The sequence below is a fragment of the Xanthomonas campestris pv. phormiicola genome, assembly GCA_025666215.1.
In the GTDB taxonomy this organism is placed as follows: Bacteria; Pseudomonadota; Gammaproteobacteria; order Xanthomonadales; family Xanthomonadaceae; genus Xanthomonas_A; species Xanthomonas_A campestris_A.
This window is the reverse complement of sequence record CP102593.1, coordinates 3,835,019-3,852,501: the sequence shown is the minus strand read 5'-3', so window position 1 is coordinate 3,852,501 and position 17,483 is coordinate 3,835,019. Positions and strand designations below refer to the sequence as shown.

Annotated in this window: 17 protein-coding genes and 2 pseudogenes; 8 read left to right on the top strand and 11 right to left on the bottom strand. The window is 69.3% G+C overall.

Going from position 1 to position 17,483, the window contains the following annotated elements:
• Window positions 1–49: 49 nt before the first annotated feature.
• Both NRY95_16005 and NRY95_16000 read right to left on the bottom strand, forming a co-directional pair.
• Entirely contained in the window at window positions 50–817 is a 768-nt protein-coding gene (locus NRY95_16005) for a LytTR family DNA-binding domain-containing protein (GenBank protein UYC15220.1), read from the bottom strand.
• Entirely contained in the window at window positions 814–1,914 is a 1,101-nt protein-coding gene (locus tag NRY95_16000; protein ID UYC15219.1) for a histidine kinase, read from the bottom strand. The genes NRY95_16005 and NRY95_16000 overlap by 4 nt, the downstream gene beginning before the upstream one ends.
• A 206-nt stretch (window positions 1,915–2,120) precedes the next feature.
• Here NRY95_16000 and NRY95_15995 point away from each other — a divergent pair, with 206 nt between their 5' ends.
• Complete coding sequence (locus tag NRY95_15995; protein UYC15218.1) at window positions 2,121–2,504, top strand: hypothetical protein; 384 nt, start codon at window positions 2,121–2,123, stop codon at window positions 2,502–2,504.
• A 201-nt stretch (window positions 2,505–2,705) separates the two neighbouring features.
• Here the strand turns inward: NRY95_15995 and NRY95_15990 are convergent, their stop codons facing one another.
• A complete protein-coding gene (locus NRY95_15990) occupies window positions 2,706–2,858 on the bottom strand; it encodes a hypothetical protein (GenBank protein UYC15217.1) in 153 nt (50 codons plus the stop codon).
• Between the two features lie 329 nt (window positions 2,859–3,187).
• On the opposite strand from NRY95_15990, the gene NRY95_15985 reads away from it, so the two are divergent.
• Window positions 3,188–3,775: an alpha-ketoglutarate-dependent dioxygenase AlkB gene (locus NRY95_15985; GenBank protein ID UYC15216.1), complete on the top strand. Its 588-nt coding sequence runs from the start codon at window positions 3,188–3,190 to the stop codon at window positions 3,773–3,775.
• 62 nt (window positions 3,776–3,837) lie between these two features.
• Window positions 3,838–4,488 (top strand): HD domain-containing protein, encoded by a 651-nt coding sequence (locus NRY95_15980; GenBank protein UYC15215.1) that lies wholly within the window; start codon window positions 3,838–3,840, stop codon window positions 4,486–4,488.
• A gap of 120 nt (window positions 4,489–4,608) precedes the next feature.
• Here NRY95_15980 and NRY95_15975 read toward each other — a convergent pair whose 3' ends face one another.
• Complete coding sequence (locus NRY95_15975) at window positions 4,609–5,139, bottom strand: DUF1993 domain-containing protein (GenBank protein ID UYC15214.1); 531 nt, start codon at window positions 5,137–5,139, stop codon at window positions 4,609–4,611.
• Window positions 5,140–5,615: 476 nt separating this feature from the next.
• Between NRY95_15975 and NRY95_15970 the strand changes: the two genes are divergently transcribed.
• From NRY95_15970 to NRY95_15960, 3 genes are all read left to right on the top strand, one after another.
• Window positions 5,616–7,325, top strand: coding sequence for an FAD-dependent oxidoreductase (locus NRY95_15970; protein ID UYC15213.1), 1,710 nt, complete (start codon window positions 5,616–5,618; stop codon window positions 7,323–7,325).
• The gene (locus NRY95_15965; protein ID UYC15212.1) at window positions 7,322–7,627 is read left to right on the top strand and encodes a UBP-type zinc finger domain-containing protein; all 306 of its coding nucleotides are present in this window, start codon (window positions 7,322–7,324) and stop codon (window positions 7,625–7,627) included. The genes NRY95_15970 and NRY95_15965 overlap by 4 nt, the downstream gene beginning before the upstream one ends.
• 284 nt (window positions 7,628–7,911) lie before the next feature.
• The gene (locus NRY95_15960; protein ID UYC15211.1) at window positions 7,912–10,428 is read left to right on the top strand and encodes an excinuclease ABC subunit UvrA; all 2,517 of its coding nucleotides are present in this window, start codon (window positions 7,912–7,914) and stop codon (window positions 10,426–10,428) included.
• 390 nt (window positions 10,429–10,818) lie between these two features.
• Here the strand turns inward: NRY95_15960 and NRY95_15955 are convergent, their stop codons facing one another.
• The 5 genes and pseudogenes from NRY95_15955 to NRY95_15935 form a co-directional block, all read right to left on the bottom strand.
• Window positions 10,819–13,101, bottom strand: coding sequence for a glycoside hydrolase family 3 C-terminal domain-containing protein (locus NRY95_15955; protein ID UYC15210.1), 2,283 nt, complete (start codon window positions 13,099–13,101; stop codon window positions 10,819–10,821).
• A 212-nt stretch (window positions 13,102–13,313) separates the two neighbouring features.
• Window positions 13,314–13,913, bottom strand: coding sequence for a hypothetical protein (locus NRY95_15950; GenBank protein UYC15209.1), 600 nt, complete (start codon window positions 13,911–13,913; stop codon window positions 13,314–13,316).
• 211 nt (window positions 13,914–14,124) lie between these two features.
• The gene (locus tag NRY95_15945; protein UYC15208.1) at window positions 14,125–14,481 is read right to left on the bottom strand and encodes an energy transducer TonB; all 357 of its coding nucleotides are present in this window, start codon (window positions 14,479–14,481) and stop codon (window positions 14,125–14,127) included.
• Between the two features lie 38 nt (window positions 14,482–14,519).
• On the bottom strand, window positions 14,520–14,795 hold the full coding sequence (locus tag NRY95_15940; protein UYC15207.1) for a hypothetical protein: 276 nt from the start codon (window positions 14,793–14,795) through the stop codon (window positions 14,520–14,522).
• A 242-nt stretch (window positions 14,796–15,037) separates the two neighbouring features.
• Window positions 15,038–15,193, bottom strand: a pseudogene (locus NRY95_15935) (NAD(P)-dependent alcohol dehydrogenase).
• A gap of 100 nt (window positions 15,194–15,293) precedes the next feature.
• Here NRY95_15935 and NRY95_15930 point away from each other — a divergent pair.
• Both NRY95_15930 and NRY95_15925 read left to right on the top strand, forming a co-directional pair.
• The gene (locus NRY95_15930) at window positions 15,294–15,863 is read left to right on the top strand and encodes a phosphatase PAP2 family protein (GenBank protein ID UYC15206.1); all 570 of its coding nucleotides are present in this window, start codon (window positions 15,294–15,296) and stop codon (window positions 15,861–15,863) included.
• 109 nt (window positions 15,864–15,972) lie between these two features.
• A pseudogene (locus NRY95_15925) lies at window positions 15,973–16,467 on the top strand (DUF6496 domain-containing protein).
• Between the two features lie 158 nt (window positions 16,468–16,625).
• On the opposite strand, the gene NRY95_15920 reads toward NRY95_15925, so the two are convergent.
• Together NRY95_15920 and NRY95_15915 are read right to left on the bottom strand one after the other, a co-directional pair.
• Window positions 16,626–16,976, bottom strand: a complete 351-nt coding sequence (locus tag NRY95_15920; GenBank protein ID UYC15205.1) for a nucleotide pyrophosphohydrolase — start codon at window positions 16,974–16,976, stop codon at window positions 16,626–16,628.
• A gap of 84 nt (window positions 16,977–17,060) precedes the next feature.
• The gene (locus NRY95_15915) at window positions 17,061–17,363 is read right to left on the bottom strand and encodes a hypothetical protein (GenBank protein ID UYC15204.1); all 303 of its coding nucleotides are present in this window, start codon (window positions 17,361–17,363) and stop codon (window positions 17,061–17,063) included.
• Between the last annotated feature and the right edge of the window lie 120 nt (window positions 17,364–17,483).

Here is a 17,483-nt window from a genome sequence, read left to right as displayed (position 1 = left end):
TGGCGCGGAGCTAGGCCGTGGTCCTGCGCTTACGGCCGCCGCGCCCGCCTCATTCCCCACCGCCGTTGGTCACCAACCGCAGGAACGCCTCATGCTGGTACCGGCTCATACGCAGCTGCTGGCCGTTGTCCATGGCCACCACGTGGTAGCCGTTGAACCAGGGGTGGATGGCCTTGACCCGGCGCACGTTGATGATCGCGGAGCGGTGCACGCGGGCGAAGTGGCGCGGGTCCAGGCGCGCGCCGAGGGCGGCCATGGTTTCGCGCAGTTCGTGTACGGCGCCGGCCACGTGGAGTTGCACGGTGTTGCGGTTGGCCTTGATCCAGACGATGTCGTCCACGGCGATGAATACCACGTGCTCGTCCACGCGCACGGCGATGCGCTGCAGGTAGGCGTCGCGCTGGCGCAGTGCGTCCAACGCTTGCAGGAGGTGGGCGGGGTTGTTGCCGGCGTCGCCCAGTCGTGCCTTGGCGCGTTGCAGGGTGGCGGCGAAGCGCTCGCGGCTGAACGGCTTGACCAGGTAGTCCAGCGCGTTGGCTTCGAAGGCGCGCACGGCGTACTGCTCGTAGGCGGTGACGAACACGGTGGCGGGCATGCGCTCGGCGCCGATCTGCGCCACCACATCCATGCCGGTCATTTCCGGCATCTGGATGTCGAGGAATACCAGGTCCGGCGAGTGTTCGCGGATCGCCGCCACCGCGGCGGCGCCGTCGCCGCATTCGCCGAGCAGGGCGATGTCGGCGTGCTCGCGCAGCAGGCGCACGATGGCGTGGCGGGCGATCGGTTCGTCGTCGATGACCAGCGTGGCGATGGTCATGCGGGCACGTGCTCCGGCGCACCTTCGGCGTCTTCCAGTTCGCGGAACGGCATGCGGATACGGCACGCCACGCCTTGCGGCCAGAGCATGTCCAGGCGGAGTTCGGCGGCGTCGCCATACAGTTCCCGCAGCCGCAGCCGCGTGTTCGACAGGCCGATGCCGTGGCCGGCGGCGCCGCTGCCGTCGCCCAGGGTGCTGTTGCGGTTGCGCACTTCGATACGCAGCTGGCCGTCTTCGTGGCGGCTCTCGATCTCGACGCAGTCGGCGCCGGCGTGGCGGCCGATGCCGTGCTGGATGGCGTTCTCCACGATCGGCTGCAGCAGCAGGCTCGGCACCGCGCAGTCCAGGGTGTCCGGGTCGATGTACAGGCGCGTGGTCAGGCGGTCGCCGAAGCGCTTGCGCTGGATGCCCAGGTACAGGTCGAGCAGGGTGAGTTCGTGGCGCAGGGTGATTTCCTGGCCGTCGAATTCTTCCAGCAGCGCACGCAGCAGTTCGCTCAGGCGCAGCAGCATGTCCTCGGCCGAGGCGACGTCCTCGTCGAGCAGGGTCACGATGGCGTGCAGGGTGTTGAACAGGAAATGCGGTTGCAGCTGGGTCTTCAGCGCCTGCAGCCGCGATTGCGCCAGCTCCGTGGCCAGGCGGCTGGCTTCCAGTTCGCGGCGGTCGCTCTCGCTGCGGTAGTGCAGCGCCTGCTGGATCGCCAGCAGGCCCCAGTAGGTGAGCAGGCCGATCGCGAAGTGCTTGCCGATGAACTGCCCGAGCTGGTCGAAGAACGCGCCCGGCGAGACGACTGCGCCGATGAACATCGCCAGCGCGGTGACGCCGATGCTGGCAAGCAGCTGCCGTCCCAGCGAACTCAGCTGCAACGGCGTGGGGATCGGGTAGCGCTCGCCCAGGCGGAACACAAGTGGCGCCAGCGCGGCCCAGGTGTACCACTGGATCATCGACCAGCGCAGGTAGTCGCCGAGCTGCCAGCTGTGGCCGTCGTTGACGGAGTCGTACAGACAGCCCTGCACGGCGAACGCCACGACGACGGCCGTCCACAGGGTCAGGTATCGGGTCAGGCCGATTTCCGTGGAACCCAGGCGGATCTTCATCGGGCGATGCTCGAACGGGATGCGCCGATCCTAAGCGCGGTGGTGCGCGCTGAGAAGCGCGGCGACCAATGGCGACGATTGGGCACGCCGGTACGACGATTCGTCCCGGATCGCTGGGCGCGGGGCAGGGCGGGCGCGCCAGATGTGCGCACCGCGGCTGCGCCTTGCGCATGCGGCGGCATCCCATCCCGCCGGAGAGTCCCACCATGCATCCCTTCCGCACCGCCTGCCTCGCCAGTGTGCTGCTCTTCGCAACAGCCACTGTCTACGCGCAGGAGCAAGGCCGCAAGCACTACGTCATGCTGGTCAATCGCGCGCACGACAGCGTGACCGCGTTTGCGGTCGCCGATGCCGGCAGCGGGACGTTCCGGGAGGTGCCGTTGGATGCGTTGCGCGGCGGTGGCGATTCGGCCACCGTCGGCGTCCGCGGCGTCGGTTGCCGCTACGATCTGCGCTTCGCTTTCGACGATGGCCGCAGCCTGGTCTACCAGGATCTGGACGTCTGCCGTTATGGGCTGGTGCGGATCCGGCCGCTGCCGCGCAAGCAGGCGGACGCCTCCACGCGATTCGTCGTCTCGATGGCCCGTTAGCGGCGATGCATGCGTGCGCTGCGACCGCGGCCGTCGTTGCACGAAGATGCAGGCTGCGGATGTTGCCGAACGGCCGTTCGGGTAGTTCGCATGTTCCCCTGCTGGAGCACGGGAGATGTGCTCCAGCCTCAAGCTGCAAACGACGAGTGCGCTCCTGCACGCCGCGATAGCGATGCAGGAATACGCCTTGGTCGCAATCGGCTAGCGCCGCGCGCGTCGCCAGGCGATCAGCGCGACCGCAGCCACGGCGGCAATGGTGCCGATCGCGGCCACCCGGGTCGCCAGCTGCGTGCGCTGCGCGCGTCGGCGCAGGTCGTTCTCCGTGCGGCCTGTGGACAGGGGGTGCTGGAACACGTTGCCTTGGGCGGCAGGCCTGCCGTGTGCGGGCCGCGCTTCCGCTGGCGCCTGGGCGTTGTTGCCAGCGGCGCCGCTGTCCGGGCCATGCGCGCTGCGTGCCGTTGGGGTGATGCTTGCCGTTGTCCTGCTCGCTGCTGTCATGCGGGCGTATCGCCTGTGCTGGTGGAAAGTGACATTTTGCATCCTCCCAAGCGGAACGTTAACGCGGCGCGGGCGAAAAGTAAGAATTCTTGTGTCGCGGGCCGGCGGATTGCGCCGCGTCGCAGCCGCTGATCCGTTCAGATGCTGGAATGGGGCTTGTTCCGCCGCATCCCCATCTTTCGCCCATGGACCTGTTCGCGCACACCGACGATGCCCCGCACTGCCTGGTGCACGATGCCGAGGGCGGCATCCGCTATTGGCCGCGGCTGCTCGATCCGGAACTGGCGCAGGCGTGGTTCGCCGCGTTGCGCGACGGCGCGCCATGGCAGCAGCTGCGCCGGCCGATGTACGACCGGGTGGTGGATGTGCCGCGGTTGGTGGCGGCGTATCCGCTGCCAGCCCTGCCCGAGACGCTGCCGCTGCGCGACCTGCATGCGGCGGTGCAGGCGTTGGTGCCGGCGCCGTACACCGCGGTTGGCCTGAACCTGTACCGCGATGGCCGCGACAGCGTGGCGATGCACCACGACAAGCTGCATACGCTGGTCGCCCCGCATCCGATCGCGCTGGTATCGCTGGGCGCGCCGCGGCGCATGACCGTCCGCGCCAAGGCCGGCGACCGCAAGACTATCGGCGTGGAACTGGCGCCGGGCAGTCTGCTGGCGATGAGCCACGCCTCGCAGCTCACCCACGAGCACGGCATCCCCAAGACCGCCAGGCCGGTGGCGCCGCGGATGAGCGTGGTGTTCCGGGTGCGGCCGTCGCCGGAGACATGAACGGCACGACCCTGGCGCGCGGATTCCGCGATAATGCGGTTCTGCCCCGTCAGGAAGACCGCATGACCGCTCTCACCGAACGCTACGCGCGCGCTGTGGACTACGCCCGCATCGCCCACGCCGGCCAGTTCCGCAAGGGCGGCACGGTGCCGTATTTCAGCCATGTGCTGGGGGTTTCGACGGTGGTGCTGGAGGCCGGCGGCGACGAGGACCAGGCGATCGCGGCGTTGCTGCACGATGTGATCGAGGACTGCGGCGCCGGCCACGAGGCGGTGATCCGCGCGCAGTTCGGCGATGCGGTGGCGGCGATCGTGATGGGATGTACCGACGCCAGCGCCGAGCGCAAGGCGGAACACGAGGACGTGCCGGCCAGGCGCCGCGACTGGCGCATCCGCAAGCAGGCGTATCTGGCGCATCTGCGCGAGGCGCCGGATGCGGTGTTGTTGGTGTCGGCCTGCGACAAGCTTTACAACGCGCGCAGCATCGTCGCGGATCTGGAAGACCCCGAGGTCGGCACGGAGGTGTTCGAGCGTTTCACTGCCGGCCGCGAAGGGACGTTGTGGTATTACGCGGCGCTGCATGCGGTGTTCGCCGAACGCGGCGTGGCAGTGCTGCGGCCGTTCGCGGCGACGGTGGCGCGGATGCATGCGTTGGCGGGCGTGGCGTTCGCGGCGGACGATGCTGGTGCGTTTGCGGTGCCTTCGTTGGCCTAATCGCCTGGCGCCGACAGGCGCGGCCTCCGACGCTGACAGGTACAGCCTCGTTTGCTCGGATCAGCGAGTCGCTTTCGCGCCGGACCCTCACTCCAACCCCTCTCCCGAGGGGAGAGGGGCTTACGCGCGCTCGGTTTCTACCGTGTCGAACGGTCCCAGGTAGTCGAGCTTGCCCACTGCCACGCCTTGCTGGCGCAGGATCGCGTGGGCGGTGGCGACGTGGAAGAAGAAGTTCGGCAGGGCGAAGGTCAGCAGGTAGTCGCTGCCGTTGAAGTCGGCCTTCAACTTGCCGGCGCTCAGCGATACCGCGCGGTCCTGCGCGCCGTCCAGGGCCGCGGCGTCCACGCGGTGCAGGAAGCGCTGGGTGGCGGCGATGCGCTCGTGCAGCTGCGCCAGGGTGGTTTCGTCGTCCGCCATCTTCGGCGGCACGATGTCGCTGAGGCGGCCGATGGTGTTCTTGGCGGTGTCCGTGGCGCGCTGGATCTGCCCGGCGAAGCCGAACATGTCCGGCGCCAGGCGCGCGTCGACCAGCGCCTGCGGATCCTGGCCGCTGCCCTGTGCATGGCGCTCGGCCAGGTCCACATAGTGCTGCAACACGTCCAGGCCACGCAGGAACACCGGAACGGAAAGGCGATACATCGAGACGGACATGGGCGGTTTCCTTGAGGACGATAGGGGCTGGACGGACGCCGAAGACGGCGCAGCACGAACTGGATGGGGGGGCGCGGATCGAACACAAGGGCCGCCGTCGTGGCAGCCGGGCGCGGCTTGCGCCATACCTGCGCGTACTGGCTGCGCGATGGTGGTGGTGCGCCGCGACGAAAGAGAGTCGTGTGCGGTGATTGCAAGGCTTCGTCCGTCCCGCATCCCGCCCTGCGGGCCCCCTCCCGGTGCAAAAAGGGAACAGCCGCGGCGTCTTGGCCCCTCTCCCCTCGGGAGAGGGGTTGGGGTGAGGGTGCGGCGCGAAGCGCCTCGCAGATCAAGTGCGCGATGCGCGTCCTTTGGCCCTTGCCGAAAACGTGGCCGCATCGCTGCCGCGCGGCACCTCCTCCCAGAATGGGTGATTGCCCGCGGCGCCCCCGCATCGCATGCTGTGCGCGTTGTCGCCCGCTACCACAAGGATGCCGATGAGCCTGGCCGATACCCGTCGCCATCAGATGTTCCCGGTGCTCGAGCCGGCGCAGGTGGACACCGCCCGCCGTTTCGCCAGCGGCGCGCCACGCACCTTCGCGCCCGGCGAGGAGGTGTTCGCCGTCGGCGATCATCCGGCGCCGGTGTGGCTGGTGCTGCAGGGCTCGATCGCGGTGGTGCGCCGCGACGGGCTGGGCCATGAGAAACCGGTCACCGAACACACTGCGGGACAGTTCAGCGGCGAGGTCAGCCAGCTGGCCGGCCGCGCCTCGCTGGCCGGCGGGCGTGCCGGCGCGCAGGGCTGCGTGGCGGTGCCGTTCGATGCGGCGCATCTGCGTTCGCTGATGATCAGTTCGGCCGACGTCGGCGAGATCGTGATGCGCGCGTTGATCCTGCGCCGGGTCGGCCTGATCGAAGGCGATACCGCCGGCTCGGTGCTGATCGGCGAGCCGGGCGAGGCGCGCTTGACCCGCTTGCAGGGCTTCCTGACCCGCAACGGTTATCCCAATACCTTCCTGGATGCGGCCAACGACGACGAGGGCCGTGCGCTGGTCGAGCGCCTGGGCATCCATCACGACGAACTGCCGTTGATGGTCTGCCCCAGCGGCACCGTGCTGCGGCGCCCCAGCGAGGCCGAGGCCGCGCATTGCCTGGGCATGACCCCGGAGCTGGATCCGCACAAACGCTACGACGTGGCCATCGTCGGCGCCGGCCCGGCCGGCCTGGCGACCGCGGTGTACGCCGCGTCCGAAGGGCTGTCGGTGCTGGTGCTGGACCAGCGCGCGATCGGCGGCCAGGCCGGCGCGTCGGCGCGGATCGAGAATTACCTGGGATTTCCCACCGGCATCTCCGGCCAGGCGCTGGCCGGGCGCGCCTACAACCAGGCGCTGAAGTTCGGCGCCGAGCTGGCATTGCCGCTGGAAGTGGCGCAGCTGCATTGCGATGCGGCGACCGCCGAGGAGTGCAGCGCCGCGCCGCTGCAGTTGCAGATGCGCGACGGCCTGCGGGTGCAGGCGCGCACCGTGGTGATCGCATCCGGCGCGCGCTACCGGCGCCCGGACATCGTCAATCTGGCCGCGTTCGAAGGCAACGGCGTGTCGTACTGGGCCTCGCCGGTGGAAGCGCGGCTGTGCGAAGGCGAGGAGGTGGCCCTGGTCGGCGGCGGCAATTCCGCGGGCCAGGCGGTGGTGTTCCTGGCGCCGAAGGTGAAGCGCCTGCACCTGATCGTGCGCGGTGCGGGGCTGGAGGCGTCGATGTCGCGCTACCTGATCGAGCGCATCGCCGCGTTGCCGAACGTGGAATTGCATACCGGCACCGAGGTGGTATCGCTGCAGGGCGATGCCGCGCAGCGCCTGGAGAGCGCGGAGTTTCGCGACCGCGCCAGCGGCGCCACGCATCGCTGCGCCTTGCACCATCTGTTCCTGTTCGTCGGCGCCGATCCCAACAGCGCCTGGGTGGACGGCTGCGTGCAGCTGGACCATGCCGGCTTCGTCGTCACCGGTGCCGAACCCGTGCCAGGCCAGGTGCCGGCGCTGCCGTTGGAGACCGACCGGCCGGGCGTGTTCGCGATCGGCGATGTGCGCGCCGGCTCGGTCAAGCGCGTGGCCGCGGCGGTCGGCGAGGGCGCGGCGGTGGTCGCGCAGATTCATCAATTCCTGGCGCGGCGCAGTGCCGCGCCGGCCATTGTCGAGAGGGCCAAGCCATGACAGCGCAGTGTTCCCATCTTTCCACGATCGCCGAGGTCACGCCGAGCGCGCGCGGCTGCGAAGAGTGCCTGAAGATCGGCAGCCCCTGGGTGCACCTGCGCCTGTGCCGCAGCTGCGGCCACGTCGGCTGCTGCGACGACTCGCCGCACCGCCACGCCACCAAGCATTTCCACCAGACCGCGCACCCGATCATCGAAGGCTACGACCCGCCCGAGGGCTGGGGCTGGTGCTACGTGGACGAGACCGAAGTGGAGCTGCCGGACCAGACGCCGCAGCTGGGGCCGATTCCGCGTTACGTGTAGCGGAAGGGGCAGCGTCGGGACTGAAGTCCCTCCCACAGTGCACCCGGCCAGCTTGCCGCAAGTTTTCTGTAGGAGGGGCTTCAGCCCCATGCCTTGACCAGCGCAGCGGTGGAGCTGACGGCTTCGGGCCGTGCCGGGACTGAAGCCTCTCCTGCAAGAATGCATGTCGATTGACAGGTGTCCATGTCGCGAACGCGACGCCGCGGCCATCGCGCCAGCACCTACACGGCCACCTCCGCCCGACCCCGCTAAGCTTGCGCAAGCTCTTGCCAACTTCGCAGCCAATGCCCAAGCCGCCCGTTTCTCCCGCCTCCGGTTTCGTCCGCGTCCGCGGCGCCCGCGAACACAACCTCAAGGATGTGGACGTGGAGCTGCCGCGCGATGCGCTGGTGGTGTTCACCGGCGTGTCCGGCTCCGGCAAGTCCTCGCTGGCGTTCGGCACGCTGTTCGCCGAGGCGCAGCGCCGCTACCTGGATTCGATTTCGCCGTATGCGCGGCGCCTGATCGACCAGGCCGGGGTGCCGGACGTGGATTCGATCGAAGGCCTGCCGCCGGCAGTGGCGCTGCAGCAGCATCGCGGTGCGCCGAGCACGCGCTCGTCGGTGGGCAGCGTCACCACCATCTCCAATTCGCTGCGCATGCTGTATTCGCGCGCCGGCGACTATCCGCCGGGACAGGCCATCATCTATGCCGACGGCTTCTCGCCAAACACGCCGGCCGGCGCCTGTCCCACCTGCCACGGCCTGGGCCGCATCTACGACGCCACCGAGGCGTCGATGGTGCCGGACCGCTCGCTGAGCATCCGCGAGCGCGCCGTCGCCGCGTGGCCGCCGGCCTGGCACGGGCAGAACCTGCGCGACATCCTCACCACGCTCGGCCACGACGTCGACGTGCCGTGGGCCAAGCTGCCGAAGAAGACCCGCGACTGGATCCTGTACACCGACGAGCAGCCGACGGTGCCGGTGTATCCGGGTTTCAGCCTGGCCGAAACCCAGCGCGCACTGCGGCGCAAGCAGGAACCGGCCTACATGGGCACCTTCAGCAGCGCGCGCCGCTACGTGCTGCACACCTTCGCCAGCACGCAGAGCGCGCTGATCAAGAAGCGCGTGGCGCAGTACCTGCTGAGCACGCCATGCCCGACCTGCGACGGCAAGCGCCTGCGCCGCGAGGCGCTGTCGGTGACCTTCGCCGGACTCGACATCGGCGCGCTGTCGCAGCGCCCGCTCACACAGGTGGCCGACCTGCTGCGCCCGGCCGCGGCGGGGCGCACGCGCGAGGCCAAGCGCCATCCCGAGCAGGCCATCGCCGCGCAGCGCATCGCCCAGGATCTGCTGGCGCGGATCCAGATCCTGCAGGAACTGGGCCTGGGCTATCTCACCCTGGAACGCAGCACGCCGACGCTGTCGCCGGGCGAACTGCAGCGGCTGCGCCTGGCCACGCAGATCCGTTCGCAGCTGTTCGGCGTGGTCTACGTGATGGACGAGCCCTCCGCCGGCCTGCATCCGGCCGATGCGCAGGCGCTGCTGGCGGCGCTGGACCAGCTCAAGGCCGCGGGCAATTCGCTGTTCGTGGTCGAGCACGAGATCGACGTGATCCGCCATGCCGACTGGATCGTCGATGTCGGCCCCGGCGCGGGCGAGCAGGGCGGGCAGGTGCTGTACAGCGGACCGCCGGCGGGACTGGCGCAGGTCGCCGCCTCGTCCACGCGCCGCTACCTGTTCGCCGAGCAGGCACCGATCGCGCACGCGCCGCGCGCACCGGGCGCGTGGCTGCAGCTGCGCGGCATCACCCGCAACAACGTCGCCGCGCTGGACGTGGACATTCCGCTGGGCGTGTTCACCACGGTCACCGGCGTGTCCGGCTCGGGCAAGTCGTCGCTGGTCAGCCAGGCGCTGGTGGAATTGCTCGGCACGCATCTTGGCCAGGAGCGCATCGATCCGGAAGAAGGCGTGGATCCGCTGGAGCGCGGCGCGCAGGTCGCGACCGACGGATGCATCGTCGACGGCCTGCAGCATGTGCGGCGCCTGGTGCAGGTGGACCAGAAACCGATCGGGCGCACGCCGCGCTCCAATCTGGCCACCTATACCGGCCTGTTCGATCACGTGCGCAAGCGCTTCGCCGCCACGCCGGCCGCGCGCAAGCGCAAGTACGACGCCGGCCGCTTCTCGTTCAATGTCGCCAAGGGCCGCTGCGAGACCTGCGAAGGCGAGGGCGCGGTGTGCGTGGAACTGCTGTTCATGCCCAGCGTCTACGCGCCGTGCCCCACCTGCCATGGCGCGCGCTACAACGCCAAGACGCTGGAGATCGAACTGCGCGGACACACCATCGCGCAAGTGCTGCGCATGACCGTGGCGCAGGCGGCGGACTTCTTCGCCGGCGACGCGGTGATCGCGCGGCCGCTGCAGGTGCTGGGCGAGGTAGGGCTCGGCTATCTGCGGCTGGGCCAGCCGGCCACCGAGCTGTCCGGCGGCGAAGCGCAGCGCATCAAGCTGGCCACCGAGCTGCAACGCGCGCAGCGCCGCGACACCGTCTACGTGCTCGACGAACCGACCACCGGCCTGCACCCGGCCGACGTGGACACGCTGCTGCGCCAATTGCACGGGCTGGTGGAGGCGGGCAATACGGTGGTGGCGGTCGAACACGACATGCGCGTGGCCGCGGCCAGCGACTGGATCATCGATATGGGGCCTGGTGCCGGCGATGAAGGCGGCAAGGTGGTCGTCGCCGGCGAGCCGCAGGCGGTGGCGCGGCATGCGCGTAGCCGGACTGCGCCATTTCTCGCCGAGGCGATGCAAGGCTAGCGCGCCTTCTCTCTCATCTGATTGCAGGCAGTGAACCCACAATGATCTGTCTGCCGCGGATAACTCCCGCAAGCGCATCGCATCGCCAATGGCGCCGCTGACATGCACGACCGATGCTGTTCGGGCCGCTGCCTGCGGCCGCACTGTGCGGTTCCTGTCGCAGGCGCTGCGCGGCTGACACCTTGCGTCCTGTAGGAGGCTTCAGCCGCGACGGGCTTTATTGATGGTGTGTCGCGGCTGAAGTCGCCATCGTCGCCTGCATGCACAAGTACCCGCGCTGGCTCGATGCATGCCATCGCATGCGATCGAGCACCTTGTGCACCTCCTGCCATTGTCCCTGCATGACCGTTGACTCCTACAGGGTTCGCTGTCGCGAAACGCTCCCGCTTTTCAGTCCACCAATTCGAAGCTCGCAGATAGGCCAGCCGCCTCGGCCGATGGCGCCACCCATACATCGAACACGCCCGGCTCCACGGTCGGTTTCAATGCCTGACCGACGAACAGCAGATCCTCGCGGCGCAACACGAATTCCACGCCGACGCTGCCACCGGCCGCCACCGCGACCTTGCGGAACTCCTTCAGTTCGCGCACCGGGCGGGTGACGCTGGCGCTGCGGTCGCGTACGTACAGCTGCACCACTTCCTCCGCATCGCGGGTGCCGCGGTTGTGGATGCGTGCGCTGATCTGCAAGGTGCCGCCGGCGGCGAGCCGCGCGTCGCTCAGCGCCAGTTCGCCGTATTCGATGCGGCCGTAGGTCAGGCCGTGGCCGAACGGGAACAGCGCGGCGTTGGGCACGGTGCGGTAGTGGGTCTTGAACGGCAGCAGCGCGTCCGGGCGCGGGTCGGGGCGGCCGCTGGGCTTGTGCGCGTAGCTGTACGGCACTTGCCCGGCTTCGTGCGGGAAACTCACCGGCAGGCGCGCGGACGGGCTGTATGCGCCGAACAGGACGTCGGCCAGCGCCGCACCCGAGGCCGAACCCAGGAACCAGCTCACCAGGATCGCCGGCGCTTCCAGCACCGCGCCGTCGAGCACCAGCGCGCGGCCGTTGCTGAGGACCACCACCACCGGCGTGCCGGTCGCCGCGACCGCGGCCAGCAGCGATTGCTGCGCCGGCGGAATGACGATCTCGGTGCGCGACTGCGCTTCGCCGGAATAGCGCAGCGGTTCGCCGATCGCCAGCACCGCCACATCGGCGCTGGCCGCGGCGGCGACCGCGGCCTGCACGCCGCCGGGCAGGCTGTGTTCGAACGCGCAGCCTTCCACTACCTGCAGCGCGGTGCGATCGGCCAGTTGCGCGCGCAGCGCGGTGGCCAGGTCGTTGCCGCTGTCGTCGCCGCCGAACAGCGTCCACGGCCCGGCGCTGTCCACCCAGTTGGCCGCCATCGGCCCGATCAGCGCAATGCGCTGGCCGTGGCGCTTGAGCGGCAGCAACTCGCCGTCGTTCTTCAGCAGCACCACCGACTTGCGCGCCGCCTCGCGCGCCAGCGCCAGCGTCTCCGGGCGCCGCTGCCGCGCCTGCGCGCGCTCGGGCACGATGCGCAGGAACGGATCGTCGAACAGGCCGAGTGCGGCCTTGAACCGCAGCACGCGGCGCACCGAGGCATCGAGTTGCGCCATCGTCACCGCGCCGTCGGCGACCAGGCCGGGCAGGTGCTGCAGGTACAGCCCGCTCTGCATGCTGATGTCCACGCCGGCCAGGAACGCCAGCCGTGCCGCGTCGCGCGCATCGCGGGCGAAGCCGTGCGCGACCAGTTCCTGGTCGCCGGTGTAGTCGGACACCACCAGTCCGCGGTAGTCCCATTCGCCGCGCAGCACCTCGCTCAGCAGCCAGGCGTTGGCGGTGGCCGGAATGCCGGCGATCTCGTTGAACGCGGCCATCGTGGTCACCGCGCCGGCGTCGAACGCGGCCTGGAACGGCGGGAAATACACCTCGCGCAGGGTGCGTTCGGAGATGTCGACGGTGTTGTAGTCGAGCCCGGCCTCGGCCGCGCCGTAGGCGGCGAAATGCTTGGGGCAGGCGGCCAGCGCATCGGCGTGGCCGAGGCCCTCGCCCTGGAAGCCGCGCACCCGGGCCTGCGCGAAGCGGCGGCCGAGCAGCACGTCCTCGCCGCTGCCCTCCACGCCGCGGCCCCAACGCGCGTCGCGGGCGATATCCACCATCGGCGCGAAGGTCCAGTCGATGCCGACCGCGCTGGCTTCCAGCGCCGCGGCGCGCGCAGTGCGCTGCGCCAGTTCCGGCTCGAAGCTGGCGGCCTCGGCCAGCGGCACCGGGAACACGGTGGTGAAGCCGTGGATCACGTCGGCGGCGAACAGCAGCGGGATCCGCAGCCGGCTCTGCAGCGCGGCCTGCTGCAACTGCTGGTGCCAGCGCACGTTGGAGCCGTTGAAGATGCCGGTCAGGCGCCCGGCGCGCGCCGCGGCCAGCTGGCCTTCGGCAGTAGGCCGCACGTTGACCGGATTGGCCGCCGCCGCGGCATCGGTCTGCTGCGCCGAGCCGGACAGGGTCAGCTGCCCGGCCTTCTCTTCCACCGTCATGCGTGCGATCAGCGCATCGATGAAGGCGGGCGTCTTCGCCGCGTTGCGCGGCAAGGCGAAGCCCATCGGCATCTGCGACAGCAACGCGAGCGAACCGGCGCCGAGCAATAGCTCGCGCCGCGTGGTGCGGAATGCCATATGTGAGTCCCCGTCAGCCCAGACGCAACGCTAACGGATCGGCCAGGAAAAGCTGTGATGCGGTGCACGATGAGCGAGGGAAGTCTGGCGGTCCCAGGGCGCTTCGCGATTGGCCCGGAAGCGCCGCGACTGTAGGTGGTTCGTTCCTCCCAGTCGTGCGGCTGTCACGGGCGTTTGTGGATCGGCCTCGCAGCACTGCTTATTGGGCTAGTTCAAGATGGGTACCACTCCAAGGCATCCAGGAATTGCGAGGCGTGGGCAGCGCTGCCCAGATACGATGCCAGGGACGACGCGACCGCCGTTCGGGCCGTTGCGAGCAACTCGTCGGTGTCGTCGAACGCGTCGTCGCCCAGCTCCGCCATGGCGTTGGCGATGGTGGCCAGGCCACCGAATGCGGTGTCCAGCGTGGCGGCCAGCAGCTTTGGTTCCCACGTGCCTGCACCGTGAAACGCGAACAAGACCTCGCCGCTGCTGACGTCAAGAATGAAAGGGTCCGCACCTTGGTCCGCGACCACCAGCCATTGCTCGCTCCAGTCCGCAAGGCGTTCGCCGCTGACGGCATTCCACCGGTACCCGGCTTGCAGTTGCCAAAGCTTGTGCAGCGGCGGAATGTCGACCGGGTTGCCGCCGATGTCGAGCGACACGCCGGTCGGGCCCACCTGTTCGTGGTAAGTCTCGCCCCACGGCCCAACCTGCGCGTAGAAATCGGCGAGCGTTGTCGGCAGCGGCATCGGTCCCTGCCAGTCGGACACCGGCTGTGGGCGTAGCTCGCCCCAGGGTTCGAGCAGGGGACGAAGTGCGGCGTAATGCATGGGCATCCTTGCGGCAATCAATCTGCTCGGCACTGTACGTGCCGAGCAGGCAAATGTCGCGCGCCGCTGCGCAATGCCGCCACGCGCAAACCCGCGCGGGCAGTGGCACGCTTAGTGCCGGGTTGTCGCCACATCGTGCTTTACCGTTCCGAACTGCATTAGGTCATGCCTTCTGCCGAACGCTGTGCGCGAGCCCCCGCTGGCGGTGAACTTAGCGCTTCAACCGGTCCATCTTGCAACTCGGAGTTTGCAGCGTTTCATGGACGATAGCGAAGGGCTTGCCTAACGGATAGCGGCGACTGCGGACGGACTCCATTACTGCCCGATCGCAGACACGGTCTCTGGACGAGCGGATGACGTCGAGTTTGCCGACGGCGCCGCTGTCGAGAACCTCGAACGATACCGTGACAGTGCAGCGCTTGTCCGTATCGGACGTGCCGAAGCAAACGTCGGCGGGAATGTGCAGCGACGTGGCGGACAAGGGTTCCGGCGGCGTTGCACGCTCGGGGGCAGGCTGTTGCTGCGGTGTGCCAGCCAATGCCAGCACTAACACCAGCGGGGTTTGCATCGACGTCGGCTCCTGCCGGATTGCCGCGATCGTGATCGCTACTGTTGGTCGGTACTTTCGACAGCCTGCGCATCGTGCAGGTTGTCGCGTTGCGCCAGGTCCTTGCCGATGCCGTAGCCGAAGGCGACGAGCAGGAACACGAGCGCGAGCCCGGCGTACATCTGCGCCTGGCGCGTGTCGTTGCGCAGCGCCAGGATGGCGAGGCAGACCAGGGCCGCGCTGAAGTACAGCGGACCGACGCACAGACCCAGCACCACGAACAGGCTGATGGCGCCGGACAGGACGGCAGGCGCGACGGTTTTGTTGGCGGACATCGGTGTCTTCCTTGCTGGCGTGGCCCAGGACGGTCGCGCAGCGTGGCCAACTGCGCGGGTGCGGTGCGGCGGCATCGGCTGCCGCGTCGAGCATCGCCTGCGCGGCGGGGGCGGTCAAGCCAGGCGCGAGAGTCCCGGTTCCCCGCTTGGACCCTGCCGCAAGCACCTCTGGGTGCTGGCTCGCGCGTCCGGCCCGCGACGGCGTGTTGCCGTGCAGTGCCGCCGCCGCAGGCCAACCCCGCCTACAGCGCCGAGCGCGCCATATCGATCACGAAGCGGTAGTGCACGTCGCCTTTCCGCCGCCGCGCGAAGGCGTCGTTGATCTGCTCCATCGCGATCACTTCCACGTCGGCGACGATGCCGTGCTGCTGGCAAAATGCCGGCATCTCGCGGGTGTCGGCGGCTTCGTTCCACCGACGTTGTCGCCATCGCCGGTAGCATGGCGCGATCCACCATTGCGCCGGCGTCCTTGCCTATGCGCGCTCGAGAGGAATGTCCATGTGGTCTGCGCTCAGCAACCTCGGCGACGCGGCGTTGACGCTGCCGTTGGCCGCCCTCTGTTGCCTGTGGCTGGCGATCGGGGGAGGCGGAGCGCGTGCGGCGTGGACGTGGTTGGGGCTGTTGGCCGCGGCCGCAGCGCTGGTCGGGGCGACCAAGATCCTCTATGCCGGCTGCGGCGTGGAAGTGCGCGCCCTGCAGTTCCGGGTCGTCAGCGGCCACACCGTGCTCGCCGCGGTCGTGTGGCCGATGGCCTTCATGCTGTGCCTCGGCGGCCGATACGCGCCGCGGCCGGCGCTGGTCTGCGGCTTCGCGCTTGCCGCGGCCATCGCCGCCGCGCGCGTCTTCGACCGCGCGCATAGCGTGTCCGAGGTGATCGCCGGGCTGCTGGTCGGTGCGCTGGTCGGCGCCTGCTTCCTGCGCTGGCGCGGCGTACCGGGCGTGATGCCGGCACGCCGCCCCTACGCGATCGCCTCGATGCTGCTGGTGTGCCTGGCCATGTACGGGCAGCATGCGCCGATCCAGGGCGCGATCCAGAAATACTCGCCGTATCTTTGCGGCGGCGCGTAGTCGTGCCGCCCCGCGTGCACTTCGGCTTCGCCCGTTCTATGCCTGGTCTTTACCGATGGGTTGCTACATCTGCAGCGATGGCCATTGCGGCCGTTTGCAGGAGAACGTCATGCCAGAGCAATCCGCCAGCAGGCGCGCCACGCGCGCCAAGCACGAGGGCAAGGCCGGCAGTACGCAGGCCGGTGAATTCGTGCGCGAAGAGATCGACGGGGTGCGCGCGGGCAGGACCAAGGTGAAATCGACCAGGCAGGCGATCGCCATCGGCCTGTCCAAGGCACGCCGCGCCGGGGCCAAGACCGGTGCGTCCAAGTCCGCCTCCAAGTCCACCAAGAACAAGGTCGCGCAGGAGGAAGCGAAGGGCGGCAAGGCCGCCGCGCCGTCGCCGACCCGTTCGCGCGGCGCCAAGCAGGCGCTGAAGACCGCCAGCAAGGGCAAGACCGCCTCGCAGACCGTGGGTAAGCAGGCCTTGTCCACGCAGGCCAAGCAGGCGGCCAGCAAACGCACCGCCAGCAGCCGTTCGGCCGCGGCGAAGAAGACCGCACAGACCAAGGGCGCCAGTGTGCGCAAGAGCGCGGCGAAGCAGGCGGCGCGGACGCGGGCGAAGACGGCCGGGACCGGTGCCTCCACCGCAAGGAAGAGCACGGCGAAGAAAATGGCGGCCAGGAAGCGTGCGCCGCGCAAGCGTGCTGCGAAGAAGGCCGCTGCGCGGTAGGGCGCAATACGCCTGGCGGAGGCTTCTTTCAATCCCTGCCGCTGCCGCCGCTACAGCTCGGTGTATTTGGTGATGCGCCCCTTGGCGCGCTCGACCGGGTACTTCTTCGCGTTCACCAGCATTTTCTGCTGCGCCGCGGCGATCGGGTCGATGCCCAGCTTGTCGCACAGCTGCACCAGGTAGAGCAGCACGTCGGCGATTTCGCTGCCCACCTGGGCCTTCTTGTCGTCGCTGAGCTGCCGGCTCTGCGCGTCGTCGAGCCATTGGAAATGTTCGAGCAGTTCCGCGGCCTCGACCGACAGCGCGGCGGCCAGATTGCGCGGACTGTGGAACTGGCCCCAGTCGCGTTCTGCGGCAAAGGCGCGTTGGGCGGTCTGCAGGTCGTGGAGGCTGTCGGGCATGGCGGGTTCCGCGGACGGGAAGCCGCATGGTAATGCAGCGCGTGCAGCCGATGCGGCGCGTGGCCGTCACGGTCGGGTGCGACGTCAGCTGCCGGCGCGCTCGCGCCAGCGGGCGATGGCGCGCGAGACCGCTTCGCCGTATTCCCGGGAGACGTCGCGCCGGTGCTGCGGCGTTGCCGTGTCGCGGATGCGCGTGGCCAGGGCATCGCAGGCGGCATGGCCGCCATGCTGCAGCTGCGCGCCTTCGTCGGCATCGAGTCGGATCAGCAGCGAATAGCCGAACGCCGACGCGCTGCAGTTCACGTCCAGGAAATAGTCGGCGCCGGCCTGCAGCAGGAACCAGGCATGCGCGGCGTGGTCCAGTACGCGAAAACGAAGGGCGCTCACGAAGCGGTTGCCTGGTTGTGCATCCCGCTCGCGCTGGCGTCGCCACGACGCGGGATGGGCGGGAGCGCGAAGGCAGTGCGGCGGATCGGGCAGGGGCGGGTGTGCATTGGCATGGGCATA